The 18,701-nt window shown below is 64.4% G+C and carries 17 protein-coding genes; 6 read left to right on the plus strand and 11 right to left on the minus strand.

Translation table 11 applies throughout. The features are described from left to right. Positions 1-2: 2 nt before the first annotated feature. Together K8I61_15090 and K8I61_15095 are read right to left on the minus strand one after the other, a co-directional pair. Positions 3-1,247, minus strand: coding sequence for a mandelate racemase/muconate lactonizing enzyme family protein (locus tag K8I61_15090; GenBank protein MBZ0273362.1), 1,245 nt, complete (start codon positions 1,245-1,247; stop codon positions 3-5). Between the two features lie 17 nt (positions 1,248-1,264). After that, the gene (locus K8I61_15095) at positions 1,265-1,684 is read right to left on the minus strand and encodes a secondary thiamine-phosphate synthase enzyme YjbQ (protein ID MBZ0273363.1); all 420 of its coding nucleotides are present in this window, start codon (positions 1,682-1,684) and stop codon (positions 1,265-1,267) included. A gap of 144 nt (positions 1,685-1,828) precedes the next feature. Here K8I61_15095 and K8I61_15100 point away from each other — a divergent pair, with 144 nt between their 5' ends. Continuing rightward, positions 1,829-2,572 carry a protein-L-isoaspartate(D-aspartate) O-methyltransferase gene (locus tag K8I61_15100; protein MBZ0273364.1) on the plus strand — a complete coding sequence of 248 codons (744 nt, stop codon included), beginning with the start codon at positions 1,829-1,831 and terminating at the stop codon, positions 2,570-2,572. Between the two features lie 13 nt (positions 2,573-2,585). After that, complete coding sequence (locus K8I61_15105; protein MBZ0273365.1) at positions 2,586-3,203, plus strand: hypothetical protein; 618 nt, start codon at positions 2,586-2,588, stop codon at positions 3,201-3,203. Positions 3,204-3,310: 107 nt separating this feature from the next. Here the strand turns inward: K8I61_15105 and K8I61_15110 are convergent, their stop codons facing one another. Continuing rightward, positions 3,311-4,171, minus strand: coding sequence for a polysaccharide deacetylase family protein (locus K8I61_15110; GenBank protein MBZ0273366.1), 861 nt, complete (start codon positions 4,169-4,171; stop codon positions 3,311-3,313). Positions 4,172-4,349: 178 nt separating this feature from the next. On the opposite strand from K8I61_15110, the gene K8I61_15115 reads away from it, so the two are divergent. Genes K8I61_15115 through rfbB form a run of 3 tightly spaced genes read left to right on the plus strand, consistent with a single transcriptional unit; the run spans position 4,350 to position 6,646 of the window. After that, positions 4,350-5,090 carry an NTP transferase domain-containing protein gene (locus K8I61_15115; GenBank protein MBZ0273367.1) on the plus strand — a complete coding sequence of 247 codons (741 nt, stop codon included), beginning with the start codon at positions 4,350-4,352 and terminating at the stop codon, positions 5,088-5,090. A gap of 14 nt (positions 5,091-5,104) precedes the next feature. Next, positions 5,105-5,590, plus strand: coding sequence for a dTDP-4-dehydrorhamnose 3,5-epimerase family protein (locus tag K8I61_15120; GenBank protein MBZ0273368.1), 486 nt, complete (start codon positions 5,105-5,107; stop codon positions 5,588-5,590). Then, positions 5,591-6,646 carry a dTDP-glucose 4,6-dehydratase gene (gene rfbB, locus K8I61_15125; GenBank protein ID MBZ0273369.1) on the plus strand — a complete coding sequence of 352 codons (1,056 nt, stop codon included), beginning with the start codon at positions 5,591-5,593 and terminating at the stop codon, positions 6,644-6,646. A 228-nt stretch (positions 6,647-6,874) separates the two neighbouring features. Here rfbB and K8I61_15130 read toward each other — a convergent pair whose 3' ends face one another. The 3 genes from K8I61_15130 to K8I61_15140 all read right to left on the minus strand — a co-directional run bounded on the left by K8I61_15130 (position 6,875) and on the right by K8I61_15140 (position 9,604). Continuing rightward, positions 6,875-7,438, minus strand: a complete 564-nt coding sequence (locus tag K8I61_15130) for a redoxin domain-containing protein (GenBank protein MBZ0273370.1) — start codon at positions 7,436-7,438, stop codon at positions 6,875-6,877. Positions 7,439-7,627: 189 nt separating this feature from the next. Further along, entirely contained in the window at positions 7,628-8,371 is a 744-nt protein-coding gene (locus tag K8I61_15135) for a superoxide dismutase (protein MBZ0273371.1), read from the minus strand. 102 nt (positions 8,372-8,473) lie between these two features. Beyond that, positions 8,474-9,604, minus strand: coding sequence for an acyltransferase family protein (locus K8I61_15140; protein MBZ0273372.1), 1,131 nt, complete (start codon positions 9,602-9,604; stop codon positions 8,474-8,476). Between the two features lie 2 nt (positions 9,605-9,606). Between K8I61_15140 and K8I61_15145 the strand changes: the two genes are divergently transcribed. Beyond that, positions 9,607-10,431, plus strand: coding sequence for an aldo/keto reductase (locus K8I61_15145; protein MBZ0273373.1), 825 nt, complete (start codon positions 9,607-9,609; stop codon positions 10,429-10,431). On the opposite strand, the gene K8I61_15150 is transcribed toward K8I61_15145, so the two are convergent. The 5 genes from K8I61_15150 to K8I61_15170 form a co-directional block, all read right to left on the minus strand. After that, positions 10,428-10,682 (minus strand): CDGSH iron-sulfur domain-containing protein, encoded by a 255-nt coding sequence (locus K8I61_15150; protein ID MBZ0273374.1) that lies wholly within the window; start codon positions 10,680-10,682, stop codon positions 10,428-10,430. The genes K8I61_15145 and K8I61_15150 overlap by 4 nt on opposite strands. A 20-nt stretch (positions 10,683-10,702) precedes the next feature. Further along, positions 10,703-12,928: a thioredoxin domain-containing protein gene (locus K8I61_15155; protein MBZ0273375.1), complete on the minus strand. Its 2,226-nt coding sequence runs from the start codon at positions 12,926-12,928 to the stop codon at positions 10,703-10,705. Between the two features lie 236 nt (positions 12,929-13,164). Beyond that, a complete protein-coding gene (locus K8I61_15160; GenBank protein ID MBZ0273376.1) occupies positions 13,165-14,010 on the minus strand; it encodes an SDR family oxidoreductase in 846 nt (281 codons plus the stop codon). After that, entirely contained in the window at positions 14,007-15,386 is a 1,380-nt protein-coding gene (locus tag K8I61_15165) for an aldehyde dehydrogenase family protein (GenBank protein ID MBZ0273377.1), read from the minus strand. The genes K8I61_15160 and K8I61_15165 overlap by 4 nt, the downstream gene beginning before the upstream one ends. A gap of 177 nt (positions 15,387-15,563) precedes the next feature. Further along, positions 15,564-18,701, minus strand: a 3,138-nt coding sequence (locus K8I61_15170) for a hypothetical protein (GenBank protein MBZ0273378.1), incomplete at its 5' end; no start/stop codon positions are given.

An 18,701-nucleotide genomic window follows, 5' to 3' on the forward strand; every position in this document is an offset into this window, starting at 1 on the left:
CGTTAGCCCTCGCGCGCTTCTTTCCGTTTCTTGATTTCGAGCGCCGTCTTGAGCCCTTTTTCGCGGATCGTCTTGATCGCGACGCGCGCCGGCGTCACCACATGGAATCGTTTGGCGTGCCGGCGCAGCGCGGCGTCGTCGATCTCGATACCCAGCCCCGGCGCCTGCGGCAAGGCGATCGCGCCGCGTTCGTTCACGAGCCACGGCGTTTTCAGGATCGCGTCGCGCCCGGCAGGGATCCAACCCGGCGGCTCGTACGGATATTCCAGAAGCTGCGGGGTTTTCGCCGCCGCCTTCAGATGCGCGTTGATCAGAAGGCCGATGCCGTTGGTCCACGTGTGCGGCGAATAGCCGACACCTCGCGCGCGGCATTCCGCGATCGCCCAGCGGGCATCCTCGATGCCGCCGGCGAACGTCGCGTCCGGCTGCAAAATGCCGAACGCCCCCTTCTCCAGTGACGTGCGCAACTCCTGCCGGCTGCCGAAAAGCTCGCCGCCGGCGATCGGCGTTTTCACTTGGCGGCGCACCTCGGCGTAGCCGTCGAAATCGTGCATGTCGAGCGGTTCCTCGATCCACGCGATGCCGAGTTCGTCGCACGCCTTCCCGAAACGCACCGCGCGCTCCACGTCCCACAGCGGCGCGTCGTCGATCAGCGTGACGCGCCAGCCCTGATTGGCGTCCACCATGATTTGGAAATCGGGTCCGACCTCCTCGCGCACGCGGCGCAGGATATCGATGTCCTCGTCCTCGGAGAACGAATGCACGCGGATCTTCACGCCACGGAAGCCCTGCCGGCGGATGTTGTCGAGATACGGTTTGCGCTCGTCGAACGGGCGAAGCGATCCGGTCGAGGCGTAGCAGGGCAGTTCGTCAACCGTCTCGTCGTTGCCGGCGACAAGCTTGTACACGGGCTTGCCCTCGGCCTTGCCGCGGATGTCCCAGAAAGCAGGCTCGATCCACCAGTTGCGCCAGCCCAGGTACGTCGCCTCCTTCAGGCGCTGGCGCACCGTGGCGATATCGAGCGCGTCCGCGCCGATCAAAAACCCGCCGAGCAATTCGCCGAGCCCCTCGCGTTCCGTCGTGAACGCGGCGCCCGCGGATACGCCGACAAGGCCGTCGTCGGTCGTGACGCGGATCAGCGTGAAGCGGTTGTGCGTCTGCGCGTAACCGGGAATCCAGGACGGATAAAACGGCGCGGAAAGTTTCGCGTCGACGTGAAACAGCTCGATGCGGGAAACGCGCGGCATGCCGGCCCCCTTGTGCGCTATTCGCCGATGATCTTGATGAGCGCCCGCTTTTTGCGGCGCCCGTCGAATTCGAAATAGAAAATCTGTTCCCACGGGCCAAAGTCCAGGCGCCCGTCCGTGATCGCGACGATGACCTCGCGCCCCATCACCTGCCGTTTCAGGTGCGCGTCGCCGTTGTCCTCGCCCGTGCGGTTGTGGAGATATTGATCGGTCGGCGCGTGCGGCGCGAGCTTTTCGAGCCAGCGGTCGTAGTCCTTGTGGAGGCCCGACTCGTCGTCGTTGATGAAGACGCTCGCTGTGATGTGCATGGCGTTGACGAGCGCGAGCCCGTTTTTCACGCCGCTCTTGCGGACGGCGTCCTCCACGTCGGGCGTGATGTTTTTCAGCCCTCGCCGCTCGGGAAAGTTGAACCACAGCTCCTGGCGAAGGTGTTTCATGAAAATTGTTCCCCCTTAAAAAAACGCGCGCGCACGTTAGCACGAAGAGGCGGGAAGTTTGAAAGTCTGGAAGTCCGGAAGTCCAGAATGTCACCGCCTACCGCCCCGCTTGAGCCGGCGCGCCGGCGTGTGTCATCGTAGGGCATGCCTTCCGATCCGCATCGCAACCACCGCCGCCGCCTGATCGTCCTTGTCGTTATCCTTGTCGCGCTTCTTGCCGTGTCCGCCTTCGCCGGCGGATACGACGACGCGCGCGAACGGATGGTGAAAACGACGATCGCGGATCGCGGCGTCACGGACGAGCGCGTCCTCGCCGCGATGCGCAAGGTGCCGCGTCACGAGTTCGTTCCCCCGGCGCTGCGCCCGATCGCCTACACCGACACGGCCTTGCCGATCGCGCGCGGGCAGACGATCAGCCAGCCGTACATCGTCGCGTTCATGACCGAGGCCGCGAGGATCGGGCCGAAGGACAAGGTGCTCGAGATCGGAACCGGCTCCGGATATCAGGCCGCGGTGCTCGCCGAGGTTGCGCGCGAGGTCTACTCGATCGAGATTCTCTGCGACCTTGCCGAAAGCGCGCAGAAAACGCTGAAGCGCATCGGTTATGGCCGGGTGAAGGTGAAGTGCGGGGACGGCTTTCGGGGATGGCCGGAGAATGCGCCGTTCGACGCGATCCTCGTGACCGCCGCGCCAAAGGAAGTTCCCAGGCCGCTCATCGAACAGCTCGCCGAGGGAGGCCGCCTTGTAATTCCCGTGGGCGAGTCATTCCAGAACCTGGCGCGATACGTCAAACGCAAGGGCGATTTCGTGCGCGAAGATCTGCTGCCCGTGCGTTTCGTGCCGATGACCGGGCCGGGCACCGGCGTGCCGACGCCAACCGCGCCATGACGCGCCGCGTCGCATGAGTTTCGAGCCTTTGCGCGTCCCTCGCCCGGCCGCTTACGCCATCGTGGCGGCGCTGTTTGGCGTGGTTATCTACCTTGCCGCGAACCTTGTGACCGACGAGCCGGCGATATATCTCGACCTGACCCTTGAATGGGACGAGGCGCGCACGGACCACGAATTTTACACGATGACGAACGTGGAAGGAGACGCGCCTGCGCGGCAGGTCGTCGAGATCGGCGTGCCGTGTGCCGTCGATCGGCGCACGCTCGTGAATCATCTGCGCGGCGCCCTGTTGGCGGCCGAAAATACGGCCGAGCGCGACGAGCCCTGCATCGGCGCGCGCGCGTGGCTCGTGGAATATGGCGACCGCCGCTGCGGGCCGATCGCCGCCGCGCGTTTCTGCCCGCGCGGCAACATCAAACCGCCCTGGCGATTCGAATTGATGTGGCGCGACCCGCGCGAGATCGCACCCGCCGGCATTGATCCCTGGGAGTTCATCGATGGCGTTTGCCGTTCGGCGATCAAGGACGTCCGCTGCCCGTTCGACCCGGCCGCCGCGGTCATTCCGTTGCAGGGAATGGTGTTGAGCGAACCGGTGGTGATCGAGCGGGAATATCGGGCGACAGGCGACTGATGGCTTTTCAACACAAAGTCACAAAGGGCACGAAGGTCAGACACAAAATGACTTTTGTGTCGTTCGTGTATTTTGTGGTTTTGTGTTGAATTGCGATTCGACCGCGATCAGCCGGCCGCCTCCGCCAGTTCCCCCGCGGTCACGAACTCCACGCCGCGCAATTTGAGATCGCGAATCAACGCGCGCAGGCGCGGCTCCATCTTCGCGAGGTTGTTGTAGTGGCGAAATCGCGCGCCGGCGGAGATGCCCGACACGCGCGGCTGGGCAGGATCAAACTCCCACGGGTGGCAGTAGAAAACCGCGTGGCCGAAGGCGTCGAGAACGCGGTGCATACCCGCGTTGTAGATCGGGCCGGGGATCAGGCGAAAGTATCCGCCGCCGCCCCACCCCACGCGCTTTCCCGCGAACGGCAGGTTCGCGACGCCAAGCTCGGTGAAACCGTCCGCGTCGCGAAGGATGCCCGGCGCGATCCGATCGAACGCCGAAAAGTCCGCTCGGCCGTAGCGGTCGTGTCCGCTCGTGTCGTTGTATGACGCGTCGTAGCGATAACCGCATTCGCGAGCGATACGCACGACGCGGTCGTCGATCGAAAAACTCGGCGCTCGATAGCCCGCGATTTCGGCGCCCGCGATCCGTTCGAGCACGCGTTTGCTTTCGGCGAGATTCCAGCGCACGCGCTCCTCGTCGTGCTCGAAATTCGAGATGTGATCCATGCTGTGCGACGCGATCTCAAATCCCTCGCCCGCAATGCGTTTGACGAGATCGGGATAGCGTTCGGCCACCTGCCCGACCACAAAAAACGTCGCGCGGCCGACGCCTTCCTCACGCAGGATCGCGAGCACGCGCTCCGTCGCCGGCACGACGCGCGATTCGAGGTTCGGCCACGACGAGATCGGGCATGCCGGGCGCAGGTTCTCGACCATGAACCATTCCTCGACATCGACGGTGAGGGCGAAACGGTGCGTCATTGACGTGATACTAGCGGGCGCCGTGCCGTGACGCGACAAGTTTTTGACCATTTCGCGAAGGATTCCTCCGTGTTCTCCGTGTCTCCTCCGTGATCTCCGTGTACCGCCGAATGCGTTCCCGCGTGTTGCGCGCCCGCGCCGCGAAATGCCAATATGCGCGCGCGTTTTGGGAGGTTCGATGAAGGGCATCATTCTGGCCGGCGGGACCGCGACGCGGATGCGCCCGCTGACCGACATCACGAACAAGCACCTTTTGCCCGTCGGGCGCGTGCCGATGATTTACCACCCCATCGCCAAATTTAAGCGCGCGGGGATCACGGACATCCTCGTCGTCACCGGCCGCGACCACATGGGGCACATGGTTCAGCAGCTCGGCTCGGGCCACCAGTTCGGCCTGGAATTCACGTTTCGCGTGCAGGACCGGCCCGGCGGTATCGCCCAGGCTTTGGGCCTTGCGCGCGGGTTTGCCGCGGGCGACGCCGTGGCCGTGCACCTTGGCGACAACATCTTCGAGGACGACATCGCGCCGTTCGCCGACGATTTCCGCGCCGGCGACGCCCACGGCGCGATGATCTTCGTCAAGGAAGTGGACGATCCGGAGCGCTTCGGCGTCGCGACGATCGAAGGCGACCGCGTCACCGGCATCGAGGAAAAACCCGCGAACCCCCGATCGAATCTCGCGGTGACGGGACTGTATTTTTACGACGCCACGGTGTTTGATGTCGTGCCGACGCTTGTGCCGTCCCGGCGCGGCGAACTTGAAATCACGGACGTGAACAACCACTACATCCGCCGCGGCGAGATGCGCCTGGCCCGCGTGTCCGGATTCTGGTCGGACGCGGGCACGTTCGAATCGTGGCACCGCGCCAACGCGGTGGCCTTTTCCATGGACTTCGGCGACCTGTTCGAGAAGGAATGACGATGGCGCGCGAACTGATCCACGGCGTAAAAGTCAAACCGCTCCGCGTCATCCCCGACGAACGCGGGCGGCTGATGGAAATCCTTCGCGTCGACGACGATATCTTCGAGAAATTCGGCCAGGTGTACATGACGACCGCCTACCCCGGCGTCGTGAAAGCGTGGCACTACCACCACCTGCAAACGGACCACTTCGCCGTCGTGCGCGGGATGATGAAGCTCGTGCTGTGGGACGGGCGCGATCCCGCGCTCGGACACGGATACCAGGGGGAAACGTCGCCGACCGCGAACATGGTGAACGAGTTTTTTCTCGGCGTGCACAATCCCATGCTCGTGAAGATCCCCGCGCTCGTCATGCACGGCTTCAAGGCCGTCGGCGACGAAGAGGCCATCGTCATCAACACGCCGACGATGCCCTATCGCTACGACGATCCCGACGAGTTCCGCATCGATCCGCATGATGGCGGCATCCCGTACGACTGGTCGCGGAAAGACGGCTAGATGGCCGCCCGGCGTATCCTCGTCACCGGCGCGGCCGGTTTCATCGGCGCAAATTTCGTTCGCGAACTGCTCGGCGCCGACCCCGAAGCGTTTGTCGTGGGGCTGGACGCGCTGACGTATGCCGGCAACCTGGAAAACCTCGCCGGCCTGCCGGACGACCGCTTCCGGTTCGAGAAGGCGGATATCCGCGACCGCGATCGGCTCGACGCCCTTTTCGCGCAAGACCGCTACACGCACGTCGTCAACTTCGCGGCGGAAAGCCACGTCGATCGTTCGATCGCCGGGCCGGAGATCTTCGTCGACGTCAACGTGCGCGGCACGCTGACGCTTCTGGAAGCCGTACGGCGTCACGGCGGCGCGCGCTTCGTGCAGATCGGCACCGACGAGGTGTACGGCTCGCTCGGCCCCGAGGGCGCGTTCACCGAGGACAGCCCGATCAGGCCGAGCAGCCCCTACTCCGCGTCGAAGGCCGGCGCCGACCACATCGCGCTCGCGTATCACGTGACGTTCGGGATGGACGTTCTTGTGACGCGGTGCTCGAACAATTACGGGCCGTATCAATTTCCCGAAAAGCTCATCCCGCTGATGATCCTGAACGGCCTGCGCGGCGAGCCGCTGCCCGTGTACGGCGACGGCAAAAACGTGCGCGACTGGATCCACGTGCGCGATCACGCGCGCGCGATTCTCTCCGTCATCGAACGCGGGCGCGCGGGCGAGGTTTACAATATCGGCGCGAAAAACGAATGGGCGAATATCGATATCGTGCATCTGGTTTGCGACATCGTGGACGAAACGCGCGGTAACGCGCCGGGCACGAGCCGAAAGCTCATCCGTTTCGTGAAGGACCGTCCGGGGCACGACCGCCGCTACGCGATCGATTCGGCGAAGCTCGCGCGCGAGATCGGCCACGAGGCTTCGATCGATTTTCCGGCGGGAATTCGCGAGACGGTGGCGTGGTACGTCGAAAACGAATCGTGGTGGACGCGCATCCTCTCCGGCGAATACAGGCGTTACTACGACGCGATGTACAAGGATCGCGGCGCGGCGGACGCGTAGCGAGAGAGAGATTCCTTGTTGACGCACCGTTGTGCTTTGAGCGCGACCGCCAGCCGGGGCTGGCCAGGTCCTTCGCTTCGCTCAGGATGACGAAAAGTCTCGCAGGATGACGAAAAGTCGCTCAGGATGACGAAAAGTCGCGCAGGATGACGAAAAGTCGCCCAAGATGACGAAAAGGCCCGCGCGGGGCCTTTTCGATGAGCCGTTTCCGGCAAATTCACCACGTCATCAGTACTTCACGCCGCAGCCGTACGCCTTGGTCTGCGCCGGGTCGGGCGTCTTGCCGGCCTTGTGCGCGGCGAGCGCCTTGTCGATGTAGTTGGTGACGCCATCCTTCTTGCGCGGGCTCGCGTTGTCGTCCATCGCGCCGGCATAAATCACCTTGCCCTTTTCGTCGATAACGAACATGTGGGGCGTCGTTTTCGCGCCGTAGCTCTTTCCGACCGTTCCGTCCTTGTCGTAGAGCGTCGTCGTCGCGTCGCCGTTTTCGTCGAGCCATTTTTTGTATTCCGCGGGCTCGAGGTAATCGCCGTGATCGGCCTTCGTGCTGTTGACCGCGAGGAACACGACGTCGGGGTGATTTTCCGCAAGCGTCGGCATCGTCTTTTCCTTCGCGTGCCGGACGATGAACGGGCAGCCTGGATTCGTCCATTCGAGCACGACGACCTTGCCCTTGTACGCGTCAAGCGCGTGCGTCTTGCCGTCGATGCCCGTCAGCGAAAACGCGGGCGCGGCGTCCCCGACTCTGACATCCGCCAACCCCTTTTCGGCACAGCCCGCGACGACGAACATCACCGCGAGGATCGCCACAATTCCACCGGTGTTTAGACCTCGTTTCATGAATCCTCCGTTAAAAACCCGCTCCCTGACGGTCGCGGTCCCAATGATCAGACCCGCTTCCTCACGGTCGCGGTTCCAATGATCAGACCCGCATCCTGATGGTTGCGGTTCGTATCCGGATCTGGAAAAACGCGGGCACGGTCAAATGCGCGCCGCCGCGGCGTAGCGCGCCTCGACGTCCGCGAAATCCACGACGTTCCACCACGCCTTGATGTAGTCGCCGCGCTTGTTTTGGTACTTCAGGTAATACGCGTGCTCCCAGACATCGACGACAAGAATCGGGATCGCTCCGACGACCGACGTGTTCTGGTGATTGTGGACCGAAAGAACGTAGAGCTTCCGAAACAGGGGGTGATACGCCAGCATCCCCCAGCCGTTACCCTCGACCTTTCCCGCCGCGGCGGTCAGGTGCGTTTTCATTTTGTCGAGCGAGCCGAAATCGCGCGCGATCGCATTGGCGAGCGCCCCTTCGGGCGCGCCCTTTTTCGCGTCCGCCGGCTTCATGTTGTTCCAGAACGTCGTGTGATTGGCGTGGCCGCTGCCGTGAAATGCCAGCGCCAATTCCGCCTTGCCGATCGCGCCGGCGTCGCCGGCGTCGCGCGCCTTTGCCAGCGCCTGTTCCGCCTCGTTCAGGCCGTCCACGTAGCCCTTGTGGTGGATGTCGTGATGGAGCTGCATCGTTTTGGCGTCGATGTGCGGTTCAAGCGCGTCGTAGGCGTACGGCAGCGGCGGCAGCTCGTGTTTGCCGTCGGCAACGTAACCGGCGCCGGGCAGCGCCACCTTTTGCAGACTCGGCTTGTCGGCCAAGGCGGATCGCCGGTCGAATAGCGCCAGCCCGCCAAGGGCGGCCGCGGATGCCGCCAATACGTTTCGTCGCGTCGGCATCAAGATTTCCTCCTCGATAAAGGGACCCCGGCGTCGCCGGGCAAGACTAGGCGCGCACGACCGCGCTTTCCGTGGAGCCGATTACGCTTTTGAACGACGGCTCTATCGGCCGCGAACGATGTGCCCGAGCGAGCGCTCCTGCCTTTCGCGCAGGCCGATATCGATCAACTCGTAGACCTTCGCCTTCACGATTTCCTGACACTCCTCGACGATGGCGGGGTCATTTTCGGCTTCCGGCGGATACGGAAGATGGATCGGCTCGCCCACGTATTGCGTCATTTTGACGGGTAGCGGGAACAGGCCGAGTCCGACCGGCACGCTGATCGGCAGCAACACCTTCTTCGTGCGGAACAATTGGTAGGCGGTGGTGTAGCCGTCGAAAAAAACGCGGTAGGTGTCGTCCGTGCCCACGTTCGCGGACGGGATGATCGGCGCGCGGTTGCGAAGCGCCAGGCGGACAAAGCCTGTGCGCCCGCGCCACAAAAGCCGGTAGCGGTATTTCGAGGATTTCCACGCCTCCTTCGACCCGCCGGGCATGATGAAGATGAGGTTCTCGTCTTGCAGCAGGCGATCGCCGTTTTCGTGGCTGCCGACCACCATCCCCATATCCATGAAAAGTTGGCGCAGCCACGGCAGGCGATAGATGCGCCAGTCCGTCAGGCCGCGTCCCCAACGGCCGCGATGCCGCCAGATTTCGTAGAACAAAAACCAACCGTCCACCGGCAGAAGGCCGTGATTCGATACGATGATCGCACGGCCCTTGCGGGGGATGTGTTCAAGGCCGTTGACCTCGTAGCGGAAATAGGTTTTCAGCACCCACTCGAGCGGTTCGAGCGCGTGCAACACCTCCTCGCGCACAAGGTCGAGGCGATCTTCGTCGCCGTCGCGATAGCTGTCGTACGGAACGTATTTTTCCACCGCTTTCCAGACATTGCGCAAAAACGCGAAGAACTGCTCGGAGGGCAATTCGAAATCGTCCGTGCTTTTGGGTGCGGCGATATCGACGCTTTCGGCCGGCTTAACGGCGCGCGCAACCGCCTCTTCCTCGCCCGCGCGACGCAAGATCAGCCGGCGGACCCGCGCGCGGTCCTCCGGCGAGAGGCGCTCATAGTCGCCGACCAGCCGTTCGATCGACGGTTTGCGCGCGGCGTCTCCTGGCTTAACATCGCTCGCGGGGCGCCGGGCTCCGTTTTGCTGTTCGCGCCGTTCCTTTTCCAGCGTGGAGGTCGCCAATCGTGCCTGCCTTTCTGTCACGCGTGACGCTCGGTCGCTCGGGGTTGTCGGTCGGTCCGCTCGGCATCGCCGGCGGATACGGCGTCGGCTATCGCGGCCTGTTCAAAGCTTTTGATGCCGGCGTCAATTACTGGTACCACGGATCGAGGCGCGCCGGCGGCATGTCCGCCGCCATCCGCGACCTGTGTGCCGCGGGCCATCGTAGCGACCTCGTCATCGTCCTGCAAAGCTATTCGCGATCGGGCGCGCTTTTGACCGCGACGACGCAGTTTGGCATGAAGCGGCTCGCGATCGAACAGCTCGACGTGCTTTTGCTCGGCTGGTTTGACCGGCCGCCGCCGGCGCGGGTGCTCGACGCGGCGCGCGATCTTCGCGAAAAGGGGCTCGTCCGGCACATCGCGATCTCCTCGCACAACCGGCCTCGCTTTCTCGAATACGCGGGAATCGACGACATCGACATCCTGCACGTGCGCTACAACGCCGCGCACACCGGCGCGGAAAACGAGGTGTTTTCGCATCTTCCCGCGCCGCGCCCCGGCGTCGTTTCGTACACGAACACGCGCTGGGGGCATCTGCTGAAATCAAGGTTGATGCCCGACGGCGAAACGCCGATGCGCGGGCGCGACTGCTACCGCTTCGCGATGAGCCATCCTTCGGTCGATGTGGCGATCGCGGGTCCGTCGAACGCCGACGAGCTCGACGAGGCGCTGGCCGCCCTTGTCGAGGGGCCGATCCTGCCGGACGAAGAGGAGCGATTCCGGCGGATCGGAAGCCACGTGCGCGCGCACGGCCCGGTGCGCACGCGCCCTTTCTGGAGCGGCGCCTAGGACGCTCCGTCACCCCCGAGCGACGCGTGCGTTCCGTCGCAGTACGGCTTGTTGCCGCTGTGCTTGCACTGGCACAGGGCGACGCGCTTTTTCTCCGTCAGTTCGACAACGCGCGGCGAAAACTCCGTGCCTCGATGCGATCCGTCGCAAAACGGCTGATTTTGCGAATCCCCGCACGCGCACCATTTGTACGTGCCGGGTTCCAGCTCAAGAACGGCCGGGAATCGTTCGGCGATCCTGGGGTCTGCCATCGGTTCCTCCCATTGCGTGGTTACTTCGCGTCATGGCGCGCGATGCCAAGCTGTTCGCGAAAGGTCGCGGTGTCCGTCGCCGGCCGCTCGCACGCGCCCTGCCGGCAGACATAAGCGGTGCCCGCCCCGCCAAGCGGCGTCTTGCCCGCGGTGATCGGAACGGCTTGCGCGGGCGTATCATCCTTAGCCCCGTCGCCTTCGGGTACGACGGCCAGGACGACGTGCGGCAGGAAATTTTCGCGAACGACCTCCAGAAACGGTTCGACGTCGCCGTCGGCGGGACGCACCAGCACGACCTCGCGCGTCGCGGCGTGACGAAAGTCGATGGCGATCAGCATCTCCGACAGGGCGACCGGCGCGCGCTCGAGGACGGGAGAAAACGCGCTCAACAACTTGTCCGCGCGCGCGCGGTAGGCGTCGTCGGCCGTGTAGGCGTGCAATCGCAGAAGGTTCTGGCAGGCGATGGAATTGCCGGACGGCTCGGCGCCGTCGTAGGCGGGTTTCTCGCGCGCAAGCAGCGCCTCGTGATCGTTCGCGGTCATGAAATACCCTCCCGCCTCGTCGGCGTAATGTCCATCGAGCGTGGTCTGTAACGCCGTGGCCTGGGTGAACCAACGCACATCCCCGGTCGCCTCGAAAAGTGAAAGCAGGCCCGCGATCATGAAGGCGTAGTCGTCCAGGTACGCCCGATGCCGCGCGCGGCCGTCCTTCCAGGTGTGGAAAAGGCGGCCGTCGCGGCGCATTTCGGACAACACGAAATCGGCGGCGCGAGTCGCGCGGGCGATGGCGTCGGGGTCGTCGAGCACGAGACCCGCCCGCGCGAGGGCCTGAATCATGAGGCCGTTCCACGACGCGAGGATCTTCTCGTCGCGCAGCGGCGCGGGGCGCCCCGCGCGCACGGCCAGGAGCCATTCGCGCGCCTCGTCGATGACGCGGCGCAGCTCACCCGCGTCCATCGACAATTCGCGCGCCACCTCGCCGATCGGACGCGGCGTGTTAAGGATATTGCGTCCCTCGAAGTTGCCGTGCGGCGTCACCGCGTAATAGCGGCTGACGATTCCGGCGCGCTCGCCGCCGAGCGCGTCGGCCAATTCATCGGGCGTCCACGTGAAAAACCAGCCTTCCTCCATGTGGCCGTCGGGCGTGACGCTGTCGGCGTCGGTCGCGGAATAGAAAGCGCCCTCGGGCGAGGTCATGTCGCGCGCGACATATTGGACAATCTCGCGCGCGACGCGCTCGAAATCCGGATCGCCCGTGGTTTGCCAGCCCTCGAGGTACGCCGCGAGCAGCAGCGCGTTGTCGTAGAGCATTTTCTCGAAGTGCGGCACGAGCCACGCCTCGTCCACGGAATAGCGGTGGAATCCGCCGGCGACGTGGTCGTACATGCCGCCCGCGGCCATCCGGCGCAGCGTGTTCGCGGCCATTTCGCGGTATTCGGGCTTGTTCGTCAGGCGGACGTAGCGCAAGAACAGCCGCACCGGCAGGCTGCTCGGAAATTTCGGCGACCCGGCCATGCCGCCGTACATGTCGTCGTAATTCGCGGTGTAATAACGCATTGCCTCGTGCACGGCGTCGAGCGTCGGGGCGTCGCCGGTCTGCCGCTGCGAGAGATTCGCGCGTATGGCCTCGGCAACGCGCGCGGCCGAACTGGCGACGCGATCGGGCTGCTCGTGAAAGGCCTGGGACAATCGATCGAGCAGCGACAGAAACCCGACGGGGGAGCCGCGATCGCCGTCGCGCGCGGGAAAATACGTGCCGCCGTAGTACGGCTTGCGATCGTGCGTCAGCCAGACGGTCATCGGCCAGCCGCCGTGCCCGGTCAGCATCTGCACCGCGTTCATGTAGATCGCGTCCACGTCCGGGCGCTCCTCGCGATCGACCTTGATCGGCACGTAGCGCTCGTTGAGAAACGCCGCGACTTGCTCATCCTCGAACGACTCGTGCTCCATGACGTGGCACCAGTGACAGGTCGAATAGCCGATGGAAAGCAGGACCGGCACGTTGCGGGCCTTGGCCTCCTCAAAAGCCTCGTCGCCCCAGGCGTACCAGTTCACCGGGTTGTGCGCGTGCTGGAGCAGGTAAGGGCTCGTCTCGAGGACGAGCCGGTTCACGTATTTCGCGCGGCCGTCGTCGAGAAGGTGCCGCGTGCGCGGCGCCCAAGCCGCGCCCCTGGCGGCGTACGCGGCGAGCAGGTCGCGCATCAGGCCGTCCGCGTAAGGTGGAACGCCTGGAGGGGATTGCGTCATGTTCCGGAATTCTCCCTGGTCCACCGCGTGGTTCGTCGCGTTCTTGCGGCACGCCGGCACGGAAAGCGCGACGGCGACCGCAAGGACGCCGGCCGCGAATCGACGACGGGTCCGTCGCGCCGGGACGAACGCGGGCGTGTAAGGCCGAAGCATGCACGCCTTGATACGGCGACGCAAACGCCATCGCGACATCACCATCCGCCAACGGTGAGCCGGATCACCGTCGCGTACGCCGCCTAGCGCAGACCGACGGATTTTTGCAACACGCGGTCGAGGATCGCGCGCGGCATCAGAAAAACAAGAAACGGCGCGATGCGCGAAAGCAGGTGACGCCGATACCGCGCGCGCGGGCGACGGCCGTTTACCAGATCGAGAATCAGCCGCGCGATGGATTCGGGCGTGACGGCGTCCTTGTTGATGTTCGCGATCATGTCGAGCGTCTTCGAATAAGCCGCCCCGTAGGGAGAGCCGGGATTCATCAGGACCGGTTCCGAATGATGCCGCGCCGTCTTGAAAAACCGCGTCGCGACCGGCCCGGGTTCGATCAACACGACGCGCACGCCGAACGGCGAAAGTTCCATGCGCAACGCGTCGCTCCACGCCTCCATCGCGTGTTTGGTCGCCGCGTAGATACCGCCGAACGGCGAGGAAAGCACGCCCGTCACGCTGCTGACGTTGACGATGAGCCCTTCCCCGGCGGCGCGCATCGCCGGACAGAACGCCTGCACGAGCGCGATGGCCGCGAAGGTGTTGACCTCGAACATCTCGCGGATCGTCGCCGGCGGCGTCTCCTCGATCGCCGAGCGCGCGCCGAATCCCGCGTTGTTGACGAGCACGTTCGGATCGCCCATCCGTTCGCGAATTTCCCGGACGAGGCGATCGACCTGGTCCGCGAGCGCGAGATCCGCCAGAAACGGCGTGACGTTTTCGATGGCGGCGAGCGCAATGGCGTCGTCGTTTTTGCGTACGACCGCGGCCACGCGATACCCCGCGCCCGCGAGCATCCGCGTCGCGGCAAGGCCGATGCCGCTGCCCGCGCCGGTGACGACGACAACGCGCGATGGCCGGCCCGCCGCCCTCATTCGGCGCGCACCACGATGAGTTTTTCCTGGGTCAATTCGCGTACCGCGAAGGGCACGCCGCCGACGCCGAGACCGGATTTCTTACGGCCGCCGAACGGCATGCCGTCCACGCGAAACGCCGTGTGGTCGTTGACCATCACCGCGGACGCATCAAGGCGCGATGCGAAATGAAACGCGCGGCCGATATCGCGCGTGGCGACCGCGGCCTGGAACGACCACGGCGTCGCGTTGGCGAGCGCGATGGCCTCGTCGTCGTCCGCGTACGCGCGCACCGCGACGACCGGTCCGAAGATCTCTTCATTCATGAGTAGCGAATCGTCGGGCGGATCGGCGATCACGGTCGGCGCGTAGCTCTGATGGGGAAGCGCGCGCCCGCCGCACACCACGCGCGCGCCGGCGTCCGCCGCCTTGTCGATCCACGCCTGAATGCGCTCGATATCGCGCGCGCGGATGATCGGCCCGACCTGCGTTTTCTCGTCCAAGGGATCGCCGACGATAAGGCGCCCGGCGCCCTCCGCGATGCGGCGCGTGAGATCGACCGCAATGGCTTTGTGCGCGAAAACCCGTTGCACGCTCACGCACACCTGCCCCGCGTGATAAAAGCCGCCCTTCAGGATCTGCGGCACGACGGCGCCAAGATCGGCGGTTTCATCGACGATAAACGGCGCGACGCCGCCGTGTTCCAGACCGATGCGCACGCCCGGCGCGATCTTGCCGCGCAGCATCCAGCCGACGCGCGCGCTTCCGATGAACGAGAGGTACGCGATGCGCGGGCTCGTCGCCAGGCGCTCGCCGACATCGGCGTCGCCGGGCAGCACCGTGGTCCACGCGCGCGGCAAGCCGGCCTCGACGAGCAGTTCGATGACGCGGATCGCGCTGACAGGCGTTTCCGGCGCGGGTTTGACAAGGACGGGGCACCCCGCGGCGATCGCCGGCGCGGCCTGATGCGCAATGAGATTGACAGGGTGGTTGAACGCGCTGATCGCGGCCACGACGCCGATCGGCTCGCGCGTCGTGAACGCGAGGCGTCCGGCCGCCGCGGGCGTGCCGCGCATGGGAATTTCGTCGCCGTGAACGCGCGTTGCCTCCTCGGCGGAAAGATCGAACGTATTGGCCGCGCGGGCGACCTCGATGCGCGCGTCGGCAAGCGGCTTTCCACCCTCCAGCGCGATCGTGTGCGCGAAATCCTCCGCGCGATCGCGAAGAAGATTCGCCGAGCGCTTCAGGATCGAGGCACGCTCGTAGGCGGGGATCCACGCCGCGCGATCGGCAAACGTACCCGCCGCGATGTCGATGGCGCGATCGACGGCGTCAAGGCTCGCGTATTCGACGCGCGCGACGATCTCGCCGCTGTACGGCGAGCGGACGTCCTGCATCCCCGCGCCACGCGCCACGGAGTCCGCCAGTTGGAGCTTGTGCGTGTTCATGAGTCCATCATGTCCATTGCGTCCATGATGTCCATATTGTCCGCAGAAGCGGCCGATCCGGTTTGAAAAAGGCGTGCCAATCACAACGGGCCGGCGAATGTTCGCCGGCCCGTTGCGCGCATCAGGTCAGTTTGTCGGGAACAGGATGTCCGAGAAGATCCCGATGAAGTCGTTGTTCGCGCCCATGATGTCCTGGTCGAGCACGGTGATGCCGTAGCCCTCGAACGTCGGCAACTGGATGCCGCCGAGGAACTCGGAGAGCAGCGGAATCAGGATATCCGCCAGAAGCGGCGCGACGTCCTCGAAGAGGTTGTTGTCCCAATTGATGAGCGGCTCCGCGAACACGTAGATCGCCATTTCCGGATCGCCGAAGAAGAGCTCGATCGTGTTGTCCGGGAACTTCACGCCCATGTCCGCGGGCAGGATGAGCCCGACCGCCATTTGCAGGAACAGCACTTCATCCGCGCCGGTATCGACGAACATGTTGACTTCAAGCTCGCCCATCTGGATTTCGACCGGGATGTAAGTCGGGGAGCCGCCCTGCGGCGCGACGTACAACACCGGCGGGAATTGCGGGCGCAGCTTCACGATGATGTCGCCGGACGCCGCGGCGTCGAGACCCGGGAAGATCAGGTTGATGAGCGCGTTGGACGTATCGACGCCGAGGTCGAGATCCTGCGAGATCAAACCGGTGCGATAGAGGAGATTGAGCGCCTGGTTCAGGAAGTCGTCCGCGAGCATAACACCGATGCCGTACGGATTCGCCGAGCCGGGCATGTATTTGCCCATCGCGTTGTGCGGGGGAACGATGCCCGGGGTGTAGAGCGACCCGCCGTGGTTCGGGATGCCCGGCACGATGTCGGGCGTATCCATCGACATATCCATGTAGAAGGAGCCGCCGTCCTCGTCCCACGTGATGTGGTCAAAGGCGTACTCCACGGCGAACGAAATACCGCCCACGTCGAACGTGAAGCTCGTCGGAATCTGGTTCAGCAGCTCTTCCAGAAGCGGCGGCACGGCATCGGACAGGACATCCTCGATGAGATCCTCGATGATGTCCTCGATCGTGTCTTCGAACAGATCCTCGAGCGAGTCGGGGAAGTTGTTGATGTCGAAGTTGAAGCCGGACAGCAACATGCGGATGCGCTCGATTTCCACGGTGAACCGGTCGTTCTCGTCCACGTAGATGAACGCGTCGGCGATCATGCGCACGCGGTCGAAGCCCACGTCGCCGGAGATCGAATAGCCAATGCCAAGTATGGTGCCCTTGACCTTGAATTCGAGATCGATGTCGTCAACCCACGCGTCGAGCTCGATGCCGAGGTCCGGCAGAACGTCGAGCGTGAACCAGGGGTTGCCGAACGATGCGTAGCGCACCTCGGCGCGCGCGCTGGCCAGCGTGATGCCCCACAGCTTCACCTTCTCGTCGAAGATCGGGTTCATCGCGTAGAGCATTTCGGGAATCTGGTCCACCAGTTCCTGAAGGATCGGCAGAACGACCTGCGACAGTTGCAGGAAGCCCGATTCGTTGATGCGCAGGCGCATCGAGTTCGGCACCAGCGCGCCGTCGGGGACTTTGGGTCCGTTCATCACGGATACCGACGCCTTCGCGTGATTGCCGCTGCCGCCCTCGACGACCTCGATCTGAAGGACATTCAGACCCGTGCCGAGCAGATGGTTGTGCGAGAACTGGCACGCGTTCGGCGGCCCGGAGAGGTCGCGCGGGGTCGCCGGAGAATCCGAGAAGTAGGCGACATCGTTGATGTAATCGCACCCGTGGACGATGCCCGAGAACAGCGTCGAACCCTGGTTCATCCAGAGCCCGCGATCCGGCGTCCAGATTTCGATGTCCGGCGCGGTCATGTCGATCACCTGCACCGAATCCGTGTCCGAAAGGCCGTTCCACGGCGGCGCCGCGGTCGCCGTGATGTCGTAGATGCCCTGGTTGTTGAACGTGATGTCGCCGGCCGCCGGCGTGTTCAATTGTACGCCGAACGTCGGGTTGACGGCAAACGCCGCGGGCACCTCCGTGACGATATTGCCCCACTGGTCGCGAAGCACCGCCGCCGGGTGCGTGTAGCCGCCTTCGGGAATCACCGGATCGGGAATCAAAAGGTCGATGCGCCATGGGTCGCCCGCACGCACGATGACGATTTTTTCGTCAAAGACGTTGCTGCCCTCGACGGTGCCGCGCACCGCGACCTCTCCGGCCCGCGTGAACGTCAGGTAGCCCGGGTTGCCCTGCGTGATGGAAACGCCGTAATTCGGCCACGCGCTCCATATCACCTTGCCGTAGGTTTCCTGGCCTTGCTCGTTGTAAACGGTGGCCGTCGCGGAAATCTGCTGGCCCGCCGGGACGTCGTAATCGGAAAGCTCGATCTCAACGCTTCCGGGCGCCTGCGCGTCCACCCACACGTAAGCGTAGCCCTCGACAAATTCGCCGCCGACGATGGCGGAGATGTTGATCTTGAACTGGCCGGGCTGCGTGAACAGCACCGTCTGCGCGAACTCGTCCACCACCGCGCCGGTCGGCGGCACGACGTCCCAATCGACATTCGTCGTCCCGGTGACGTCGTTGCCGTTCTCGTCAATGACGGCGTAAGTCACGTTGACGACCTCGCCTGTCTCGATCTGGTTGCGGTCGACCGACACGTCGATGTGCGCCGGGACGATCTCGATCGAGAAGTAGCTGTAGGCCTCGACGATGCCGTCCGGATTTACCTCCGGATCGACATGGTTAGGATGCGTGCCGTAGATGCGCAGCGTGTAATCGCCGGCGTCGACGTAGGGGAACTCGCCGGAGATGAAGCCGCCGCCGATCGAGAGATCGCCGGTCCAGTCGTCGTATCCGCCGCCGTCGTCCACGAGCACGTGGATCGTGCCCGGATTGATGTTGAGATACGTCGCGACGACGCCGATGTCGCGTATGTTGTACGTCGAACCGGGTGCCGGCTCGATGATCTCGATCTCGCCCATGTTGATCTTGAAGATCACGGACGCCTGCGTTTGCCCGGTGACGTTTTCGGCCAGCACGGTCAGGGTGTGCGTTCCCGCGTCGAACGCCAGCGTCCCGTACACCTGCGTCGGCGTGACCGCCAGATAGGCGGTGACATCGTCCCCGTCCACCGTCACCACGACCGTGTCCGCGCGCAGCAGATCCGCCTGGATGTCCAGGATGTATCCCTGCACCGTCTGGTTGTTCGTGGGCTGATTGATTTTCACGTACGGCGACGGGATGGTCGTTGTCGTCGTGGTGGTCGTCGT

This window comes from bacterium, assembly GCA_019912885.1.
GTDB lineage: Bacteria > Lernaellota > Lernaellaia > JACKCT01 > JACKCT01 > JAIOHV01.